Raw genomic sequence first — 17,707 nt, forward strand, 5'->3', positions numbered from 1 at the left:
TGGAGTCTTCACAGTTCGGGTTGGCGGTCGCTGGTCCGATAAGCCTGATCGTCATAGAGACCTGTTTTAGTCATTCGCTGGCCGCTGCTAAATCGCGACCTTGTATGGCGATCTGAAGCGCAGTTGCTATGCAATACTGCCGAGGTGGAGACCTTGAAGGATCGGCACTATTGGCTTAGCGAGGCATCAGGTCCGGGCCGACCCTGGACTGTGGCTGCTGTTGCTGTGTCGATTATCGGCATCCTGTTGCTCCTACTGAGGCTGGGGACCCGGCCCGACCCTGAGCTGCTGCCCGGATATGTGGTTGTCTACGCCCTGATTGGGCTGTTCATGTTCGGCCCGGGCATCAGGGAGGTTTCCTGGGGCCAGCTGCTGGCCTTCGTCGTGCCCGGTCTTGTGATGGTGGCGTTGTGGGCGCTGGGCACCGGCTACTGGGGCGGGCTCTGGCTGCTGGGTCTGCCGGCATGGGCCATCATCTGCCGGCGCTGGCGCAGCTACGGCAGGGGACGGCAGGCCGGAAAGCTGGCACTGTTCGTGGCGCTCCTGGCGGCGTCGTCGCTGTTCTTCGTCCTTTACGGGTTCTATCCCATCTTGGGCCTCGCCCTACTCGCCGTGGTGCCAGCGGTTCCACTGGCTCACTTCATTGCATCGCCCGGCTACAGGCACCGGCCCCTGCAGGCCGCCACGGAGTTCCTGCTGTCCTGCGCAGTCGTAGCCGTGGCTCTGACGTTGCCGGAGCTAGGTTGGACCTCGCCGGAGGGCTTCGCAAGCGCAGGGGTTTTGGTAGGGCTTTTGATGGCAGGCTGGGCAGGACGCCGCCCGATCCAATCCTCGAACCAGCCTCATCTGGAGAACCACCAGAGGTGATCTAGACTTGCACCTTTGCCGTTCCAAGTAGCGATCCTTCTGCGCGACGACTCGTACAAGGAAAGAGGGATCAATGCTGCCCTAGGAAAAGCACAGCTGGACGTTGATAGCCTCAGCCATGGCCGGTTCTGATTCAGACGCGAAATTGCGGCGACCCCTCCTCAATGCTTCCTTTGCCTTGGGCATGGCTCTTGTGGGCTCCGGCATGTTTTTGGCGTCGCTGATGATGAGCGTTCCTCTAACCGGAACGGCTTTCAACCTGGCCTGGATACTGGTGACGGTGGGGCTTTGCATGGCTCTTTTCTGGCTGGTTGTCTACCGGCGTGTCATGCGAAGGAGATAGCGCCCGTCCCGTTGGCGAATGCCTTCAATGAAACTGAGGTTATGAAACATCGATCGGAGGACACCAATGAACACCCGAGGATTTCCCGACGTGGGGGGTGTAGTAGTAGGTCTCGTCACAGGAACGGCTGCTTTATTCACACCCGTCTCGACGCCAGGCTGGGTGACTTTTAAAATCGTGCTGGTGGTTGCGACTTTTGGATTCGCCGCCGCCAATCTCATCGGACTACTCATAAAACGTCGCCGCTCTCGTAGGGACAGACAGGCCTAGCCGCATAGCGAAAGTGCCCGTTGAAGGGATCCTTTACCGTGCGTCTAGAGCGTCCGGTCGGCCACCGACCAGGACACTTTCTCGCCGGCCCTGGCCGCGACAAGGGTAAAGAACCATTCGTCATCCCCCGGCTTGCAGGTTGCATACTCCGTATGCAAGTATTCAGATGCTAGATACTGAGTATGCATTTCTAAGGGGTCGGTCATGTCGGTGCGTCACGGGTTATTGGCCTTGTTGGGGGAGCGGCCGCGTTACGGCTACCAGTTGAGGGCCGAGTTTGAGCAACGAACGGGCTCAACCTGGCCGCTCAACGTTGGCCAGGTCTACAGCACGCTGGACCGTCTGGAACGGGACGGTCTGGTGGCTAACGACGGTGACGACGGTGAAGGCCATGTGATGTACCGGCTGACCCCGGCAGGCGCGGCGGAGGTTGATCAGTGGTTTTCGCAACCGGTGACCATGACCAACCCACCCCGGAACGAGCTGGCCATCAAACTGGCCCTGGCAGTCACGCTGCCGGGGGTGGATGTTGCCCGGTTGGTCCAGGCCCAACGCACGGCCTCGATCCGGTCGCTGCAGAACTACAACAAGGCCAGGCGCGACACCGCTGCGGCCGGCCGGGTCGACGACACGGCCTGGCTGCTGGTGCTGGACTCGCTGATCTTCAGCACCGAGGCCGAAGTGCGCTGGCTGGATCACTGCGAATCGCGGCTGACCCAGCTGGCCAAGGATGCATCCGGTATCGGCAACGGTGTCCGGCCCCTGCACCAGGGGCCGGACACCCGACAGGCAGCAGCCGGCGCCTCAGCGGCAACCACGGAACGGAAGGGCTGACCGTCATGCCGGAAGCTTTGCAACTGGCCGGAGTGTGCCGAACCTACGGAGAAGGCGCCACGGCGGTCGCGGCCCTGCGCGACGTGGACCTGACAATCCACACCGGTGAATTCATCGCGGTAATGGGACCGTCCGGTTCCGGGAAATCCTCGCTCCTCTCCATTGCCGGCGGCCTGGACCGGCCGACCGCGGGGGACGTGTATGTCGGATCAGTGCCGTTGGCGAAACTGGACCAGGACGGGCTGGCGCAGCTGCGCCGCCGCTCGGTCGGCTACGTTTTCCAGGACTTCAACCTCATTCCGACGCTGACCGCGGCCGAGAATGTGGCCCTGCCACGCGAACTCGATGGAGTCCCGCTGCGCAAGGCACGAAGGCAGGCCGTCGATGCGCTGCGCCAGGTGGGCATTGAACACCTCGCCGGACGTTTCATGGACCAGCTTTCCGGCGGGCAGCAGCAACGGGTTGCCATCGCGCGCGCCATTGTTGGTGACCGCCGGCTAATCCTGGCTGACGAACCGACCGGAGCGTTGGACTCCGCGACCGGGGACGAGATCCTCTCGGTCCTGCGTGCCAGAGCTGATGCCGGCTGCGCCGTCATGCTCGTGACCCATGAGGCACGACATGCTGCCTGGGCAGACCGGGTCGTGTTCATCCGCGACGGACGGATAATCGATGAATCGGCGCCTGCCCGGAATCCTGCCGATCTCCTCTCGGGAAGCTGGCAATGAAACGCACACCGGCCCGACGCCGAAATTCGATACAGCTCTCCCGGTTGTCGTTCCGCCTTGCCTGGAGGGACATCCTGGCGCACCGGGCCCGCAGCCTGCTGATTGTCGCCCTGATTGCACTTCCGGTCGCAGCACTTGCCGCTGCCGCCACGGTAGCGGCCAGCACACAGCCGCTACCGCAGGAAACAGCCCAGCGCGAACTCGGGCAGACACAGGCAAGGCTCTCGGTAGCCGATGGGTACCCGTTGCCGTTGACCCAGCATCCGCTGAACGAATCGCTGATTCTCGGCATCGGAGAAGCTGACCCTGATCTGGTTCCGGCTAGCCTCGACGCCGCCGCTCCGGACGGGCACGCCACACTGACCGAATCACTGGGTGCCGTTGATGTGCTCAAGGGCGAAGTCCCGGTTTCTGTGGAACTCGCTGCCGTGGACGCCCTCGACCCCGCCTTTGCCGGCAAATACGAACTCGCCGATGGTGCAGCCCCCGGAGCCGGGGAAGTGCTGGCCAGCCAGGGCCTCATGGAGCGACTGGGCATCGGCGTCGGGGACCGGATCAACACTGCCGATGGCAGTTACACCGTCAGCGGTGTTCTGCACCAGACGGGTGTGTTGAAATCGGCCGAGGTCCTGTACGTGGCCCCCGCCCATCCACTCTCCGACTTCGCCGACCGGGACCGGCTGTACCTCGCCGGCGATGCTCCCCTCGCATGGGCGGAAGTTCGAGCCCTCAACAGGGTCGGCGTTGTCGCCTTGTCCCGTGCCGTTATCATGAATCCGCCCGCCGCCGAAGACTATGCCGACTTCGGCGCACTCTCCTCGACGATCAAACCCGAGATGGTGCTGCTGGGCGCAGTCGCAGGACTCCTTGCACTGGCCGAGACCACTATGCTCGCAGGCGCTGCCTTCGCTGTCGGAGTGCGGAAACAACGCCGCGCCCTCGCCCTCCTTTCGGCTACCGGTGCCGAGGCCTCCAGACTCCAGGGCGTAGTCCTGAGCTCCGGCATCATCCTCGGCGGCATCGCGGGTTTCGGCGGTGCAGTTCTGGGTCTCGGTTTGGCTTGGCTCACCACGACGGCATTCCATGCCGCGGATGTACTGCCAATTCCCGGCTATCACGTTCCCTGGCCGGCGCTGGCCCTGATCGCACTGCTGGGCACTGTTGCAGCCCTCATCGCGGCTCTGGTTCCCGCCCGGGCGGTCGCCCGCCAGGACGCGTTCGCGGCGCTACGCAGTTCCCAGGCCCCGCCCCAGCAGCCTGCACGGATCAGAACCGCCCTGGTCTTGCTCACCACGGCACTGGTTTCGGGCAGCGCGGGCGGCCTGCTGGCAGCCGGTGGCTCGGCAACGAGCGGGTCGCTACGGTTCGTAGTCAGCCTCGTTGCCCTCGGATCAGCGGCACTGTGCCTGTTGCTCGGGCTTGTCATGCTGACCGGGCGGGTCCTCGAAACGGTTGCCTCACTCGCCGGCCGGCTTCCCGTCCCGCTGCGCATGGCCGCCCGTGATGCGACACGGAACCGGGCCCGCAGCGTGCCCTCCATCGCGGCAATTCTGGCAGCCACTGCCATGGCAACACTGGCCATGACCGGAACAGCCGCCTTCTATGAAAAGGCCAAGAACGACCATCACTGGACCCTGCAGGAAACAGACGCCGTCCTCGGACTGCAGCAACTAGAGGAACCAGCATCGCCCGGACAGGCCGGAACACTTGAACAACTCGACCACCAACCTCTCCTCGACGCCGTCGAGGACGTCATGGGACCAGTGCACCAATCCATGATCATCAGTTCCGTCATGAGTGCCTGCACCGACTTATACAACTGCACCCAGTACCAGATGGCCATACCGGAAACGAACACCTGCCCTCAACCAGACGGCACCGCCCCTGATCCCGCTGACTGGAGGTGCGCCGACGCGCCGACAGGAGCCTCCGGTTTCCCACAGCTGTTGGTCGGGGGCGAGTCCGAACTTGCAGCACTGCTCGGAAAGGAACCCGATGCTCAAACGCTGAGCGCACTGGAAACGGGAAGCGCCGTGCTGCTCAACCCGGTATATGAAGACAGCGGCAAGGCGACCATCGAGGTGATTGACCCCAGCGGCGGCGGAGCGATTGGTGAGAAGCTCGGCCCCTCTGTCGTCGAGTCCCATGAGCTGAACGCATTCCTGACAGAAGGCGTGCGCGACATCGATGTCATGGGCATGATCTCTCCCCAGACCGCCGACGAACTCGGCATCCCCACATGGGACTACGGGCTGTGGGTAGACATGGAACGCACACCGACCACGGACGAAGCAGATCGGGTCCAGCAGCAACTGGCATCCACCAACAGCACCAACACCCCCTTTGCCTATGAACCCGGACCACCGGCCGGCTCGCAAATAATCGCGTGGTCTGTTGCGGCGTTCGCTGCCCTGGTTGCACTCACTGCAGCCGGCATCACCGCCGGGCTCGCCCTCGCCGACGGTCGGGCAGACCAGACGACCCTTGCCGGCGTTGGGGCTGCACCACGGATGCGGAAAGCACTTGCAGCCGCCCAAAGTCTGCTGACCTCAGGGATAGGAGGAACGCTGGGCGTCGTGGCCGGGCTGCTGCCGGCCATCGCCATCCTGGCTCTCATCCGGGACTACAGCGTTATCGTCCCCTGGGCCCAAGTCATCGCCGTCCTCATCGTCGTCCCACTCCTCGGAGCCGTAGCCGCCTGGCTATCCACACGCTCCCTTCCACAGATGCGCTGATGCCCATGCCTGACCCTGCGCAGACGCGCGTACAAACAAGGTTCCGAAATTAGAATGGCCATCGGCGCCAGACCCGGCGCTGCCGTAGAGGAGAAGAAATCCGCTGTACTTGGCGTCGAGGAATAGGCTGCGCCATCTACCGCTGCGCTAGTGCGCCAGAATGTCCCGTAACCTGATCCTCCAGCGTGCCCTGCTTGTAACCCCAGTAGTCACACGAACATTGTGGGCTTACCCTGAATGCCGCCGCTATGGTGAGCCTATGAAGCTATTCAGCAAGCGAGCCGCAGCAACAAATGTGGTTAGGACCGAGCTCGCTGACCTGGTTGCAGCACTAACCGAAGTGCTCCCGGTACATGTACCTATGAACCAGCGCCCCGACTCGATGTACCCCGAGGATGTCCTTCTCGAATGGAGGCCAGAGGCTGAGGGTGCCAGCATCCTTGACGTCGGCTGGGAAGCAAGCGGTATAGACATCCAAATCGGGTTCTCCACCGGATACTTCGATCTGCTTGGGCCTGTTCCTGATCAAGGTCGCGCAGATGCCCGACTCGAAACCCTCGTCGAGCTCGCAGAGGCGATCGCTTTGGGACGCATGGTCGCCTTCACCGAAACGACCCGGAAAGCGCGCGTCGAGACAACTGTATTCGGCTGCCGGTCAGGTCCACGCCTGTATCGGTCTCATGAGCGAGCGAAGGGAGCCCCTGACACCTATAGGTTCTTTGCGCCCTGGTAGGTGCCAGCCGATGTCCCGGTAGCCGATGCTCCACCGGACACTTGTTCAGGTGACTCCAATCGTCTTGTCACGGCGGTGATTGTCACTAGGGAAATAGGACTTGCACGAGGGCGCTAACAGCGCAGACTACGGAAAAGATTGCTTGGAGTGCGCCGATCCCTCGGATGGTACCCCTGTCCACGAGCCAACCCGCCCCGGCGCTATCGAAACCTCGCCCCCTTACATTGTTCGCCCAAATATCAGCAGTGCCCTTGTAGTTGATCCACTTCAGCAGCCCCAGGCCGAAACAACAGGCCATAATTCCCACGAGGACAGCAGACAACAAGGCGTTCAACGCTGAGAGGGGAAAGCGAAAGATCAGGGCCGAAACTGCAAAACACAAAACTAGCACCACCAGCGTTGCAATAAGCCAACGGAACATTCGCACTGGCTGAGGGAGCCGACGATGTTCCAGCCTCAGTCTCTGAACGATCCGCAAACTCACACATCCTTTCGAGAGATGGAAATCATTCCGTTTGGATCTAACGCTGTCAGGTCTACGGCTCCCCGCGATGGCTACGTTCGCTGCTAAACAAGAACAAAGCTAATCCCACGACAGCAACGAGAGCTATTAGCAGCAGGCTCCAGTTCGATTGGGTTACACCAAAGTAGATGCCGATCGCGATCATCGGCACTAGCGGTAGGCCCCAAACGAAGCTCAGAAACCTTCCGCGTTCGCGGTATGTCCAGACTTGTCCTCGCTTCGGGAACATTGGTCTCCCATTCCTGCCTGAACTTTGACCCGCCGTGCCCTTCATCAAGGGTCTCTCCACTCACTTGACGAAACCCTAGAGTTGCTAGAGCCGTTTGCCGATCCGCTAACGAAGATTTTGCCGGGCAGGGGCTACCCCCGCATGACGAGCATCGGGATACTATTCGCAGCAGTCGGTGATTGAGTGCGAGAGGGTTGAACCAGAACGCGTTATTTCGCTGGCTTTCCTCTTGCCGGCCACTCTCGAATTAGCGAGTAGAGACGGTCTGCACGTAGAAGGTTTCCTCGCGACGGCATTGTTCTGGTGCTTTCTCTAAGAGTTTTCCGAGCTGCCCTTGGGAAATCACACCTCCGCCCAGCGTGACGGACAGGGGGATCCCGACCTCGATTGATCGTCCTTCCACTTCCACGGTTAGCGGGTTCCCACCTTGGAGACTTGTACCGGCGGGGAACACGAGTGCCATGTCGCGCCCCTCGACCGTCCTGCCGATGACGCAGTTCTCGTCGCTCAGGAGCAAGGTCCCCTCGAACCCTGCTTCCATCTCAAAGTTCTCGACGCCGCTGTCCGGATTAATCAGAAGCATCTCATCCTTGGGACCGGTGACGACACCTGCGTGCTGTACAGCCTCGCCTGAGAAATCACCACAACCGGTCAAGACCACGGCAAGTGCTAGAAGTACCTCAAGTGGGGGAAATCTTTTCATAGCGAGCTCCTGTAGTCCTGGAACATATTCATGTGGCATCGCGGCTTCTGGCGCGATTGCTCCCGTCCCTCCCATTGAATCGAATTGTGCTTGGAAAGGGCTCGAACCAAAGATCTCCGGACCACAGCGCTCATTCAAGCGTCCTTTGAGGATCCTTCAACGCACGTTGGGGTCTATTGGAAAAGAATCTCAGAGAAGAGGCTGGTCAGCACAACGCCGACAAAGATGACAGGTAGAACGAGGGCGAAGAGCTTCCATTCCGTCGGCCGTAAGGGACGCATTTTCCTACGGTAATTCTTGTGTTCAGAGGTGAACACCAGGGCAAATCGATACTCTGAGTACAGCCCGAGCAGGCGGGCTACCCTGTAAGGGCGTCCGCAAGAAGCCACCTCGGCTGCTGCCGGCCACAACACGCCCCAAGCAGCAAGGCCCGGGATGCCAGAGCCTACGAAATCTTGACCCCCTAAGTAGGCGCAAAATCCGAAGAATAGAACAATAGGGTGGAAAACCAGCACCCAGGGCATGCCCTCCATAAAGTAAGGACGCTTCCCGCGTGAGACTCCCGGACGCTCGGAGCGCGCGTGCAGCAGCAGCCCAATCGCTGAGACGAACGCGATGGCAAGGCCGAGGCAGGTATTTAACGGCACGCTGACTCCCTGCGACCGGACAGCCTTGCGCCGTCAAGAGGTGGTCGCCCGTTAGCACACAGCTCACGCACCGGATCCGTCGGCCTTCGAGGAGCAGGGAACATTTAGTAGCGCTCTGCTTCCGCTATGGACAGGGCGACGGACAGGCCTAGAAGAGCGAAAAAGGTTCCGAGCATGAACATACTCTTCGATAATCCAGAAGGGACGGAGGCATCAGGAGAGTCATAATCTGCAGCTCCATACATGTACGACCTCCAAAGCCAGGTCGATGCACAAAAGTGAATCAGCGCGGCCGCGAATCCTATTGGTAGGACGTACGGACGGAGACCAAGAGCCGAGAAGGCTACGATGAGTGCCACAACGATGGCCGCAGTAGATAGCCCCAAGGTCTTCCAGGACGTGAGAGACCGGATTGATGTCTTCACCCACACGCCTTTCCTGCCATTGCCTTATTCCTTCTGCCACGTCGGTAGTCCAGCCGATAGGCCCAGACCGCGCGTGGAAATCCCGCCAGTCACCTTACGGCTGCTACCCGCTCGCGAACTCGTCGTGCGACCGAAGTTTATTCCCCATCAACGATAAGTGGCGATCGCCGGAACAGGTGGCTTAGTTTTTCAACCGTCTCAAGGGCACATTTTTCGACCGTCACCGGCGCCCGATACACGATGGTCCATCGGCGCCGGACGCGCCACTGACCCGGCGGTCCTGCAGCGTTGACCGAGGGGCATAGGACGTCGGTAAATCTGCGAACACGTGAATCGGTTTTTAGGGTACCCAGCCGTGGTCGAACACCCAGCGCTGGTCCCAGCCGTCGGGCCGGTGGAGCAGGGCTTCGTTGACCCATTTCATGACGTTGGGCCTACCTATGACGTAGATCTTGTCCGCTTGGATCAGCCAGGGGTTGATGGTGGAGCCCAGGCTGCGCACGTTGCTCAGCTCCAGTTCCCGTAGCGGGTGCTCGGTGGAGACGACATCGAGGCCGGAGACCTCGCCGATGCCGTCGAAGATGATCTTCTCGGCGGAGGCCAGTTGGTGGATGCGGCTGACATCCACCCGGCGGGTGGTGTCGATGCCGACAAACTCGGCCGGGTGCGGCCAGCCGGGTGAGCCATCGGACAGCTTCAGCCGTTGGAGCACGAGGGCGGACAGCGGACCTTGGATCAGGTCCAAGGCCTCCTGCGTGGCTCCCCAGAGGCGTAGCGAGTCCAGGCGCGGTGCGGCGACAAAGGGTGCGGCCTCCGGCTGCCAGGGGCCGTCGTACCCGCGCAGTTCGGGCCATTCCCGCCGGGTCGGCGGGGTCTTGATCCTTTCCTGGATACTCAGTCCTTCCAGGTGCGGGATCTGGTCCAGCAGCGAGAAATCAGTCACCCCCAGACTGGTCTGGACACTGCGCACGACATCGAAAACGGGGGCTAAAATCTCCAGTCCTGTTTGGTCGTCCGGCGGGTAGTCGATGATCACCCGCCCGTCCTCGTTGGACAACAGGTGTTCGCGGGCATCCGGGGGCAGCACCCCGTGCTCGACCCACAGCGGGTTAGGCTCGTCGTCCTCATCCTCGTAGCCCTCGGGGGCCACGAAGAATCCGAACTCCTCCAACATGGCCGCGAACTCGGGGTCATCTTCCAGACGTCCCCCGTCTTCTGGAATTTCCATGCCTCCAGTGTTGCAGGCATCGCCCCATTTGCTGATCGGCTGATGGGACGGCTCGCTTAAGGAAGCGAAGGCTCACAGCACTGCCTAGGAAAAGCACAGGTCGACGTTGCTAGCTTGAGCCATGGACAGTTCCGATTCAGACACGAAACTGCGGCGGTCGCTTCTCGGGAGTTCCTTTGCCTTCGGCATGGCTCTTGTTGGTTCCGGCATGTTCTTGGCATCGCTGATGATGGGCGTTCCTCTCACCGGAACGGCTTTCCACCTGGCCTGGATACTGATGTCGGTGGGACTTTGCCTGAGTCTTTTCTGGTTCGTGGCCTACCGGCGTGTCATACGCAGAAGATAGGGCCCGCCCCGTTGGAGGATGCCTTCAGTGAATTTCCCTAGTCAGATCATCTGAGAACGTCGAATCCGAGGACACCAGCATCCTCAAGCAAAAACTCTAGTTAGCTGACGAATCGAAGACGTGGAGTGGCAAAATGACCGAGTTGCAGATCGCACTTATGGCGGTGGGACTAACCTGCGTGGTGATCTCCTTCTTCATTTCCTTATGCCTAATCGCAAAGAGAAATTTAGTCCTAGAGAAGCAGCATCAGGTTCGGTACATATCCGCAATTCTTGGGCTCTTAATCCCCGGAGGCGTGCTTGTTATCGTCTCGGTGATTCTGTAACTGGACACCTCCCACGTTGCCCTTCTTGGGAGGGAGTGTCTATAGGAATACCGCCGACGAGGAGGCGGCCTGAATTCCGTACTGCAAGAGTGTCCCCTGAGGATCCTCCCAGCGAAACTACTTGAAGGTGTGACGATACTGAAGATGGCGACAGTGGGACAGGCAGGTAACCTTCGCCAGATGCTCGCAGAGGAGTCCGAATGGCCGAACCGATCAATCAGCAATCGATTCTTGCCGCCGCCAGAGAAATCATGAAGTTACCGGTCGGCGGCGATCGCTTGCGAATTATTTCCATCGACGTCGTCGGCCAAAATCTTGAGCTTGTTTATGCTTGGAACGATGTGCCGACGTCCCTCGGCTATCGAGTCGAACTACCCGACACCACTGAACACGCTGCGTGGAAGAAGTGGGCGCCGAAGACCATCGAAGAATGGACCATGTATGCCGTCCGTGTCACCCTCATCGAGGACATGCAAACCGGCCTGTTGGTATGGGGCAAGAGGCATTTGGAGCGCGGTGTGCTGTGGCTGGAGCCTGGTCAGAACTGACCAGCGTATGAGCAGATAGGCGGCTTCCTGTCCCGACAGGTCCGCCCCCAGGGACTGTGTCCGTCGAGCGATCCTTTACTGACGTCGATGCTGGGCAGAAATTCATAGCCCTTGAAAGCTCTGGAGACGATTCCTGAAGGAAGGGGTAAGGTAGCGCCAAAACTTAGAAAGGTCAGGCAGCGTGCCGGAGTCGGACTTGGAGCCTACGCCTCAAAGCTGGTTGGAGAGAGCCTACGACTGGAACCTCGCGATGCTGCCGGGACTATTCTTCTTCCTCGCGGCATTCGAGCCGCTGAGGGAAGAGCTAGGCTACTGGCTCGCGCTGGTGATTACCCTTGCCGCCGCCCTTGCTCTGACCTTGATCGTTTCCCTGCCGTCCATCCCCTTGAAAAAACGAAGAGTCGCGCGGGACGCTGAGCAGGGGATCTTCGAATGCGCCCATAGAGAGCCAGGATCCTCGCTGAAAGACAAATGGGCCTTGGGGTATGCCAAGGCGGAACCTGGCCGGCTTCTTTTCCAAGCAAAAACTGGCACAATCGGCCCTTTAGTCGGCCGCGTCGAGACATATTCGGGACTAAGAGTTCTCAGCCCTCCAGCCAAATCCCCATGGTCAGTATTTCCGCGGGGAAGAGTTATAACCCTATCTACTGACAAAGGAACCGTGGAGTTGGCTGCAACTCCCTCCGGCCTGAGCTTGCTAACCAAACTCTCCTTGGACCATGGTTCCTAGAACGCGCGTTCTCAACTAATTGCCAGAAGCTGATAGTGCAGGGCGGCTGTGTAAGACCATCCTGCAGGAAGGGTGTCCGTCGAGGGATCCTTTAGTGCGACAGTCTCCATCGGTTTCCACAAGCGCTTTACGCCGTGCTGACACGGCAGGTCCTAACCAGTGGCCTTGTCCTCGGGCTCACTCCTAGTCCGCCTGTTCCTGCGAAGGAGAATTGGGACCATCACCGCTACCGTAAGAATGACGATTCCGGCCATGATGAGCAATGCGGTAGTAAATCCAAACATCCTGGAGAGCGCCTGCATCAGCATTGCACCTCCTGCCGGCACTGCAAAAGCCCCAATGATTGCAAGACAGCTGGGACGTTCTCCTCCGCCACCTTCAGGTTCCGGGACGATACCTTGTGGAGTGCCGTTCCCCCACACGTTGCCTCCTAGGGCCGTTGTGAATAACTGCATTTACTCTTCCGGGAAGCTCAATCCGCCGTCCTCTTGAATTTTCCTTCAATCGCTTGGCGAAAGGCTAGAACCCTCAAATCAGGGCAGGTGAAGACCTTTCAACTCCCAGTCGAAGAAGTTGTACCCGGCGTCCTAAAGGCGATTAGCTAGCGGGAGCTGGAAGAGTTTCTGGTCAGTCCGTCTTGTCCAGGAGAACAAACACAGGCCATGATGAGGGACCGAAAGAAAGACAGGTTCTAGTGAATGCATCTGTTAACAGGACGCTCGGCATCATTTGCATTGTCCTCGCGTTTCTTGCCCTAGTCGGACTGGCCTTGGTTTGGTGGGGAGGATCTTTTCAAGCGACGCTTGTCGGGATCCTAATTTTCATAGCCCTAGTCAGCACGGGGATTCTATTGCTTCGTAGAGGCTCGAGGTCGCCATCAGGTAAAGGCGACCTTTACCAGTAATTTTCCTGAGCGTCCCATAGACCGGTCGACTGATGGCGACCCCATGAATCGATCCCCTAGAACGACACCTTTTCAGCGTTAGAATCGCACGGCCGCAGGACTAGGTTTCGAGTGGAGCTGGGGGCGTCAGGCCGGTGAAGGGTGCCAGCCGCTTCTTGAACTCTTCCCGGTTTTCCTCGCGCAGGAGGCCGTTCGCACCGTAGCTGAGGCTGAGAGTGTCGAGTTGCCAGCCCGATTCCTCGAGTGGTTCGAGCCGTTCCCTGAAGCTGCCGTTTGTGTCCTTGGAGAGGTCTTGGAATGTGAACATGAGCCACTGGCCGGCGGGACCGTGGACTGACCCGGAGACGATCACTTGAGTTTCCGGGACTGTCCCGCCCAGATCACGGATGCGGTCTTCCTCTGTCCATTCGTCAAGGCGTTCAAGCTCAGGCGCACTGTAGCCATATCGGCCGGTGACCTCGCCGATGATCTTGATCGCCCGCTCTTTATCGGCCCAGGACCGCGGCACACTGGTGCTTTGCGAAGTTGGCGCATTGACGACGGTGAGAAGTGACTCTCCGCCGAAGTAGTTCTGGACCCGATCGATAAACGGCTCGGCGTCGTCGTGCGCATCCGGCGGAGGTGCCCACTCCAGTTTCAGTTCCCTGGTCAGCGCTGTCCGGATCTCCGCGACCATCGCCTGGCCTTGCTCATACCCCACTTCGGGAGTGGGGCCCTGCATGACCTCCTCGGGATCCAGGCCGGCGATTCCCGGATAGTCCCGCCAGTACACCGTGCGCTCCCTTCCGCCGGCGTCCTCAACCACTGTGATCCGGCCAACGGATTGGCCGATGATGAACTGCCCGATTATGACGGCAGGCACCGCAATCAGAACTCCAACGAGGATAGAAATCGCGCCAATCCACCACCGTCTTCGACGCGGCTGACTGGCGCTTTTGCGGTTCATGCGCCCAGCCTACGGGACACCAGACGGCACCAGAACCCAGATATCGCTGACGAGGTCTTCACTGACTCAGGACCTGCTGCAACGGGCGCAGCCCGAATGGTGGTTTGCTTCAGGCTATGGCGCTACGTTAGCCGATCGCTAACGCGACTCCCGCTTCTGCATCCCGGCCGAATAAGCAGGATCAGATCGAGTCCATATGATCACGCCAACGATCAGCAGAATGACGGCCAGGAGACTCATTGGCAGCGTCAGGTTCATACCGAGCAGTCCCATTAGGACAGGCAAGGCAACGGCCACCAAAACGAGAGCGAAACAAGCCTTGGCTAGCCGCTTCATCTTGCGTTGCCGCATCAGGGACGATTCGGGGAACTGGTCCATAAGCTCAACTATCTCGCTCTTCCCTCGCCTAGAAAATACGTGTGCTGTTGGATCCCCGAGATCCCCGGAGTGGATCTCTCACCGCCACAGTTTGGCAGCAAAACCCGAGGGTCCCTCAATGGACTATTCCGCGTGTCGTTCTACTGCGAGCTGGTGTTCAAGTATTCCGATTGGATATCAAAGTACCTGCAGGTGATAACTCGCCGTCAAGCCACTTAGACTCGCAGCAGGACAGTTGTAATCCCCGAGATTCTGCCGGTTCGAATAAAAGGGAGACTCCTATGTCTACCAAGGTGACTCGGAGGACAGGACGCAGCCTTGTCCTTGCATGTATCCTCCTGACGGGTTGCACACCAGGGACTCAGAATCCCGAGGGGCCAGCTTCTCCTAGCTCCCCCATAAGTCCACTGACGGACGGCACGACGACTGCCCTCATTTATGAACCGGATGGTAGTTCTCTCGATATTCGGGCTACTTCCAAATTGGTGATCCTCGAAGGAGACTGCTTAGGTGTCGAGCGCCCGAATGGCGTTCAATTCCTCGCGGCTTTCCCCTTGGAACGATGCTAGAGGGGAAGCAAGTAGAGGTTCAGGGAATGAAACCTGTGCAGGTCGGCGGCGAGATCACTTATACGGGCAGCTCGATACCGCTTGCGGATGCAGCCCAGCGTGGCATTTCCAGCCCCAACAAATGCGCGAAGGCGGCAGATGAAATTTGGCTTATCCTTCCCGCCGACTAGCGACGTCAAGACGCGGCACCGGCTCGATTGCCAGCCGTTGTCGAAAATGAGCGGCGAAGAAAAGCTATTCGCTGGATCGCCGGCTTTTGGGCCCGTTGCAGCGGCCATCGCAGTGCGAACCCTGTTCCTGGTAAACACTTTGGTCAAGCTGAAAATTGATCAGCTCCGCCTGACATCGTGCGTCGGGACGTGGATGACGAGGTAATGCACTAACGATCGTCATCGGTGACGAAATTATTGGGCGGAATTACCGGTGTTAGATTGAGCCATGCTCAGAGACGAACGACAAGGAAAAACCCTCAAGTGGTTACTGATGATCCTTGGCGCCATTCTCATTGGCGTCATATCCGGTCTGACCATGGGATGGCAGTACGCGCCAGGTCTGGTCCTGATTTACTTCGGAGTTGCCTGGGGGGCTGAGCTCGGCCAGAAAAAGAGGAGAGAAACAGAGGCCTACCGCGAGCAATGGCTACAAAAGCGGAAGAGCGAAGGGACCGGCCCCGAAGGGCAAGGTTAGATGCAATAGTCGCGGCCCTTGTTGACGGTGTAGATAGAAGAATTTGCTGCCGGTTACGGAACTGGTTACCAGTCCCGTAACTCTGCCGTGTGTTGAATTAAAAACGTCCGGAAGAGGCCCGTCCGCATAACGTCCCGAAAGAGGGTCCCAGTGCGGTCAACACGCCCTCTAACTTACGGCTTTGCAGCAGTTGCGAGAGCGGCGTCTCATACGACCGGTCCGTTGCTTGTCCGGTGGCGGGGCCCTAAACGGCACCTGTTCCGCTCGGCCTTCGCTCGATCAAGGCGGATAACTTTCCGCCGCCGACTTGCCTATAGGAACATCTCCCCGTAAGGATTATCGACGACGACGGCATCGGGATTACCGACGTCATCCGGATAAACATTACTTTTCGGCCACCAGGAACCGGCGTGCCCGGCGTTGGCGGTGTTGACGTAGAGCGCCACGTCGGGCTGGCCGGTGGCATCCGTGAGTGTCTCCTCTTCCGCCCAGGCCAACTGCTCGGCCAGACACGGGTTCGTGTTGTTGGCCAGGCCGCCGGTCACCCCGACGATGGCAAAGGCCGGGCTCTCCGGAAGCGCCTTGCCGCACTGCGGCCAGGACACATCGTTGCCGAGCAAAGTGGTGCTCCCACCGCTGCCGCCCTGGCCGCCGCCCTTGTTTGGGGCGGCATCTGCCTCCGGAGCAGAACCGATACCAACCGCCGCTGCCGTGAGCAGGCACAGCATCAGCGCCGGCAGCCACCGTTTATACCGCCGGACACCGGACTTCGAATCTTCGTTGATCATGACGAGCCTTTCCCTGCGTAAGCGGAGGAGAATCCGCTGGCGAAAAGCTTCCCCCAGCCCGAAGGCGCCGTCAACATATTTCTTTAGAGCTCGCGGACCACCCGCCCGGGGTTGCCCACAGCGACAACGTTTGCAGGCAGGTCCTTCGTGACAACTGCCCCTGCCCCGATCACGGGGTTTCCACCGACCGTAACGCCCGGCAGGATGATCGCTCTGCCGCCGATCCACTGACATCCCGGTGTATCCGTGTCAGGATCAGTTATGCCCGATCGCCTGATGCTCCTTGACACTGCGTCGCTGTACTTCCGCGCCTTCTACGGCATGCCCGATACGATCCGCCGTGCGGACGGCACTCCGGTCAACGCCGTCCGCGGCTTGCTGGACATGATCGCGCGGCTCACCACTGACTACCACGCGACGCATCTGATCGCGTGCTGGGACGACGACTGGCGCCCCCAGTGGCGGGTTGACCTCCTCCCTACTTACAAGGCGCACCGCGTCGCAGAGGTAGTAGCGGGCGCTCCGGACGTGGAGATCGTGCCGGCCGGGCTCGAAGCGCAGATTCCGATGATCCGCCGGGTACTCGAACTGGCAGGGATTGCCGTCGTCGGGGCCACGGAACACGAGGCCGACGACGTCATCGGCACCTACGCGAGCCACGCCGACCTTCCGGTGGATGTGGTCACCGGCGACCGCGATCTCTTCCAGGTTGTCGACGACGCCCGTCAGGTCCGCGTGATCTACACCGCGCGCGGCATGAAGAACCTCGAAGTCCTGACCGATGCGGTGCTTGTCGGCAAATACCGTGTGCTGCCCGAGCAGTATGCCGACTACGCGATCCTCCGCGGCGATGCCTCCGATGGCCTTCCTGGTGTTGCGGGCATCGGTGAGAAGACGGCCGCATCGCTGCTCGGCGAGTACGGCTCCCTCGACGGGCTGCTCGCGGCTGCGGACGCGGGAAGCGGACTGTCCGCCGCCGTCCGCTCGAAGCTCAACAAGGCCGCGGACTACCTGAAGGTCGCACCCGCCGTCGTCAAGGTCGCGCGCGACCTCAAGCTTGCGACCCTTGAGGAGGCCGGCGCGCAACTCCACCCCGTCGACGGTGATTCACGCGCCGAACTTGAGCGGCTAGCCACGGACTGGAACCTCGGCGGCTCCATGAAGCGGTTCCTCGCAGCGCTCGACCAACACCATTGAAAAGCGGCTCCGCCGAATGCCTTG

The 17,707-nt window shown here is 60.2% G+C and carries 16 protein-coding genes and 1 pseudogene; 10 read left to right on the plus strand and 7 right to left on the minus strand.

Going from position 1 to position 17,707, the window contains the following annotated elements; translation table 11 throughout:
- Positions 1–210 precede the first annotated feature (210 nt).
- The 5 genes from J5251_RS02695 (at position 211) to J5251_RS02715 (ending at position 6,510) form a co-directional block, all read left to right on the plus strand.
- Positions 211–867: a hypothetical protein gene (locus J5251_RS02695; RefSeq protein WP_139005833.1), complete on the plus strand. Its 657-nt coding sequence runs from the start codon at positions 211–213 to the stop codon at positions 865–867.
- A gap of 817 nt (positions 868–1,684) precedes the next feature.
- Positions 1,685–2,314: a PadR family transcriptional regulator gene (locus J5251_RS02700; RefSeq protein ID WP_208575090.1), complete on the plus strand. Its 630-nt coding sequence runs from the start codon at positions 1,685–1,687 to the stop codon at positions 2,312–2,314.
- Positions 2,315–2,319: 5 nt separating this feature from the next.
- On the plus strand, positions 2,320–3,042 hold the full coding sequence (locus tag J5251_RS02705; protein WP_208575091.1) for an ABC transporter ATP-binding protein: 723 nt from the start codon (positions 2,320–2,322) through the stop codon (positions 3,040–3,042).
- On the plus strand, positions 3,039–5,777 hold the full coding sequence (locus J5251_RS02710; RefSeq protein ID WP_208575092.1) for an FtsX-like permease family protein: 2,739 nt from the start codon (positions 3,039–3,041) through the stop codon (positions 5,775–5,777). Before J5251_RS02705 ends, J5251_RS02710 begins: the two co-directional genes overlap by 4 nt.
- Before the next feature lie 259 nt (positions 5,778–6,036).
- Complete coding sequence (locus tag J5251_RS02715; protein ID WP_208575093.1) at positions 6,037–6,510, plus strand: hypothetical protein; 474 nt, start codon at positions 6,037–6,039, stop codon at positions 6,508–6,510.
- 999 nt (positions 6,511–7,509) lie between these two features.
- Here J5251_RS02715 and J5251_RS02720 read toward each other — a convergent pair.
- From J5251_RS02720 to J5251_RS02730, 3 genes are all read right to left on the minus strand, one after another.
- Entirely contained in the window at positions 7,510–7,965 is a 456-nt protein-coding gene (locus J5251_RS02720) for a hypothetical protein (protein WP_208575094.1), read from the minus strand.
- Positions 7,966–8,138: 173 nt separating this feature from the next.
- Positions 8,139–8,612: a hypothetical protein gene (locus tag J5251_RS02725; protein WP_139005824.1), complete on the minus strand. Its 474-nt coding sequence runs from the start codon at positions 8,610–8,612 to the stop codon at positions 8,139–8,141.
- 765 nt (positions 8,613–9,377) lie between these two features.
- Positions 9,378–10,265, minus strand: a complete 888-nt coding sequence (locus J5251_RS02730) for a hypothetical protein (protein WP_139005825.1) — start codon at positions 10,263–10,265, stop codon at positions 9,378–9,380.
- Positions 10,266–11,136: 871 nt separating this feature from the next.
- On the opposite strand from J5251_RS02730, the gene J5251_RS02735 reads away from it, so the two are divergent.
- Positions 11,137–11,484: a hypothetical protein gene (locus J5251_RS02735; RefSeq protein WP_139005826.1), complete on the plus strand. Its 348-nt coding sequence runs from the start codon at positions 11,137–11,139 to the stop codon at positions 11,482–11,484.
- 181 nt (positions 11,485–11,665) lie between these two features.
- Positions 11,666–12,214, plus strand: coding sequence for a hypothetical protein (locus tag J5251_RS02740; protein WP_139005827.1), 549 nt, complete (start codon positions 11,666–11,668; stop codon positions 12,212–12,214).
- Positions 12,215–13,218: 1,004 nt separating this feature from the next.
- Here the strand turns inward: J5251_RS02740 and J5251_RS02745 are convergent.
- Both J5251_RS02745 and J5251_RS02750 read right to left on the minus strand, forming a co-directional pair.
- Positions 13,219–13,980, minus strand: a complete 762-nt coding sequence (locus tag J5251_RS02745; RefSeq protein ID WP_139005823.1) for a hypothetical protein — start codon at positions 13,978–13,980, stop codon at positions 13,219–13,221.
- A gap of 222 nt (positions 13,981–14,202) precedes the next feature.
- The gene (locus tag J5251_RS02750) at positions 14,203–14,442 is read right to left on the minus strand and encodes a cytochrome d ubiquinol oxidase subunit II (RefSeq protein WP_139005822.1); all 240 of its coding nucleotides are present in this window, start codon (positions 14,440–14,442) and stop codon (positions 14,203–14,205) included.
- 595 nt (positions 14,443–15,037) lie between these two features.
- Here J5251_RS02750 and J5251_RS02755 point away from each other — a divergent pair.
- A complete protein-coding gene (locus J5251_RS02755; RefSeq protein ID WP_171059398.1) occupies positions 15,038–15,181 on the plus strand; it encodes a hypothetical protein in 144 nt (47 codons plus the stop codon).
- A 268-nt stretch (positions 15,182–15,449) separates the two neighbouring features.
- Entirely contained in the window at positions 15,450–15,698 is a 249-nt protein-coding gene (locus tag J5251_RS02760) for a hypothetical protein (protein WP_139005821.1), read from the plus strand.
- Positions 15,699–16,009: 311 nt separating this feature from the next.
- On the opposite strand, the gene J5251_RS02765 is transcribed toward J5251_RS02760, so the two are convergent.
- Both J5251_RS02765 and J5251_RS20250 read right to left on the minus strand, forming a co-directional pair.
- Positions 16,010–16,486: a hypothetical protein gene (locus J5251_RS02765; RefSeq protein WP_432264411.1), complete on the minus strand. Its 477-nt coding sequence runs from the start codon at positions 16,484–16,486 to the stop codon at positions 16,010–16,012.
- Positions 16,487–16,569: 83 nt separating this feature from the next.
- Positions 16,570–16,713: pseudogene (locus J5251_RS20250) on the minus strand (sugar O-acetyltransferase); the annotation flags it as partial.
- A gap of 34 nt (positions 16,714–16,747) precedes the next feature.
- On the opposite strand from J5251_RS20250, the gene J5251_RS02770 reads away from it, so the two are divergent.
- Positions 16,748–17,683 (plus strand): 5'-3' exonuclease, encoded by a 936-nt coding sequence (locus J5251_RS02770; RefSeq protein ID WP_208575095.1) that lies wholly within the window; start codon positions 16,748–16,750, stop codon positions 17,681–17,683.
- The last annotated feature ends 24 nt before the right edge of the window (positions 17,684–17,707 follow it).

Source organism: Arthrobacter crystallopoietes, from assembly GCF_017603825.1.
GTDB classification, from domain to species: domain Bacteria; phylum Actinomycetota; class Actinomycetes; order Actinomycetales; family Micrococcaceae; genus Crystallibacter; species Crystallibacter crystallopoietes_B.

What these genes read in the sequence shown, in the direction of transcription:
- J5251_RS02705 (WP_208575091.1), top strand. Translation starts at nt 2,320, where the DNA reads ATGCCGGAAGCTTTGCAACTGGCCGGAGTGTGCCGAACCTACGGAGAA.
- J5251_RS02715 (WP_208575093.1), top strand. Translation starts at nt 6,037, where the DNA reads ATGAAGCTATTCAGCAAGCGAGCCGCAGCAACAAATGTGGTTAGGACC.
- J5251_RS02700 (WP_208575090.1), top strand. Translation starts at nt 1,685, where the DNA reads ATGTCGGTGCGTCACGGGTTATTGGCCTTGTTGGGGGAGCGGCCGCGT.
- J5251_RS02770 (WP_208575095.1), top strand. Translation starts at nt 16,748, where the DNA reads ATGCCCGATCGCCTGATGCTCCTTGACACTGCGTCGCTGTACTTCCGC.
- J5251_RS02765 (WP_432264411.1), bottom strand. Translation starts at nt 16,486, where the DNA reads ATGATCAACGAAGATTCGAAGTCCGGTGTCCGGCGGTATAAACGGTGG.
- J5251_RS02730 (WP_139005825.1), bottom strand. Translation starts at nt 10,265, where the DNA reads ATGGAAATTCCAGAAGACGGGGGACGTCTGGAAGATGACCCCGAGTTC.
- J5251_RS02720 (WP_208575094.1), bottom strand. Translation starts at nt 7,965, where the DNA reads ATGAAAAGATTTCCCCCACTTGAGGTACTTCTAGCACTTGCCGTGGTC.
- J5251_RS02735 (WP_139005826.1), top strand. Translation starts at nt 11,137, where the DNA reads ATGGCCGAACCGATCAATCAGCAATCGATTCTTGCCGCCGCCAGAGAA.
- J5251_RS02755 (WP_171059398.1), top strand. Translation starts at nt 15,038, where the DNA reads ATGAAACCTGTGCAGGTCGGCGGCGAGATCACTTATACGGGCAGCTCG.
- J5251_RS02750 (WP_139005822.1), bottom strand. Translation starts at nt 14,442, where the DNA reads ATGGACCAGTTCCCCGAATCGTCCCTGATGCGGCAACGCAAGATGAAG.
- J5251_RS02710 (WP_208575092.1), top strand. Translation starts at nt 3,039, where the DNA reads ATGAAACGCACACCGGCCCGACGCCGAAATTCGATACAGCTCTCCCGG.
- J5251_RS02760 (WP_139005821.1), top strand. Translation starts at nt 15,450, where the DNA reads ATGCTCAGAGACGAACGACAAGGAAAAACCCTCAAGTGGTTACTGATG.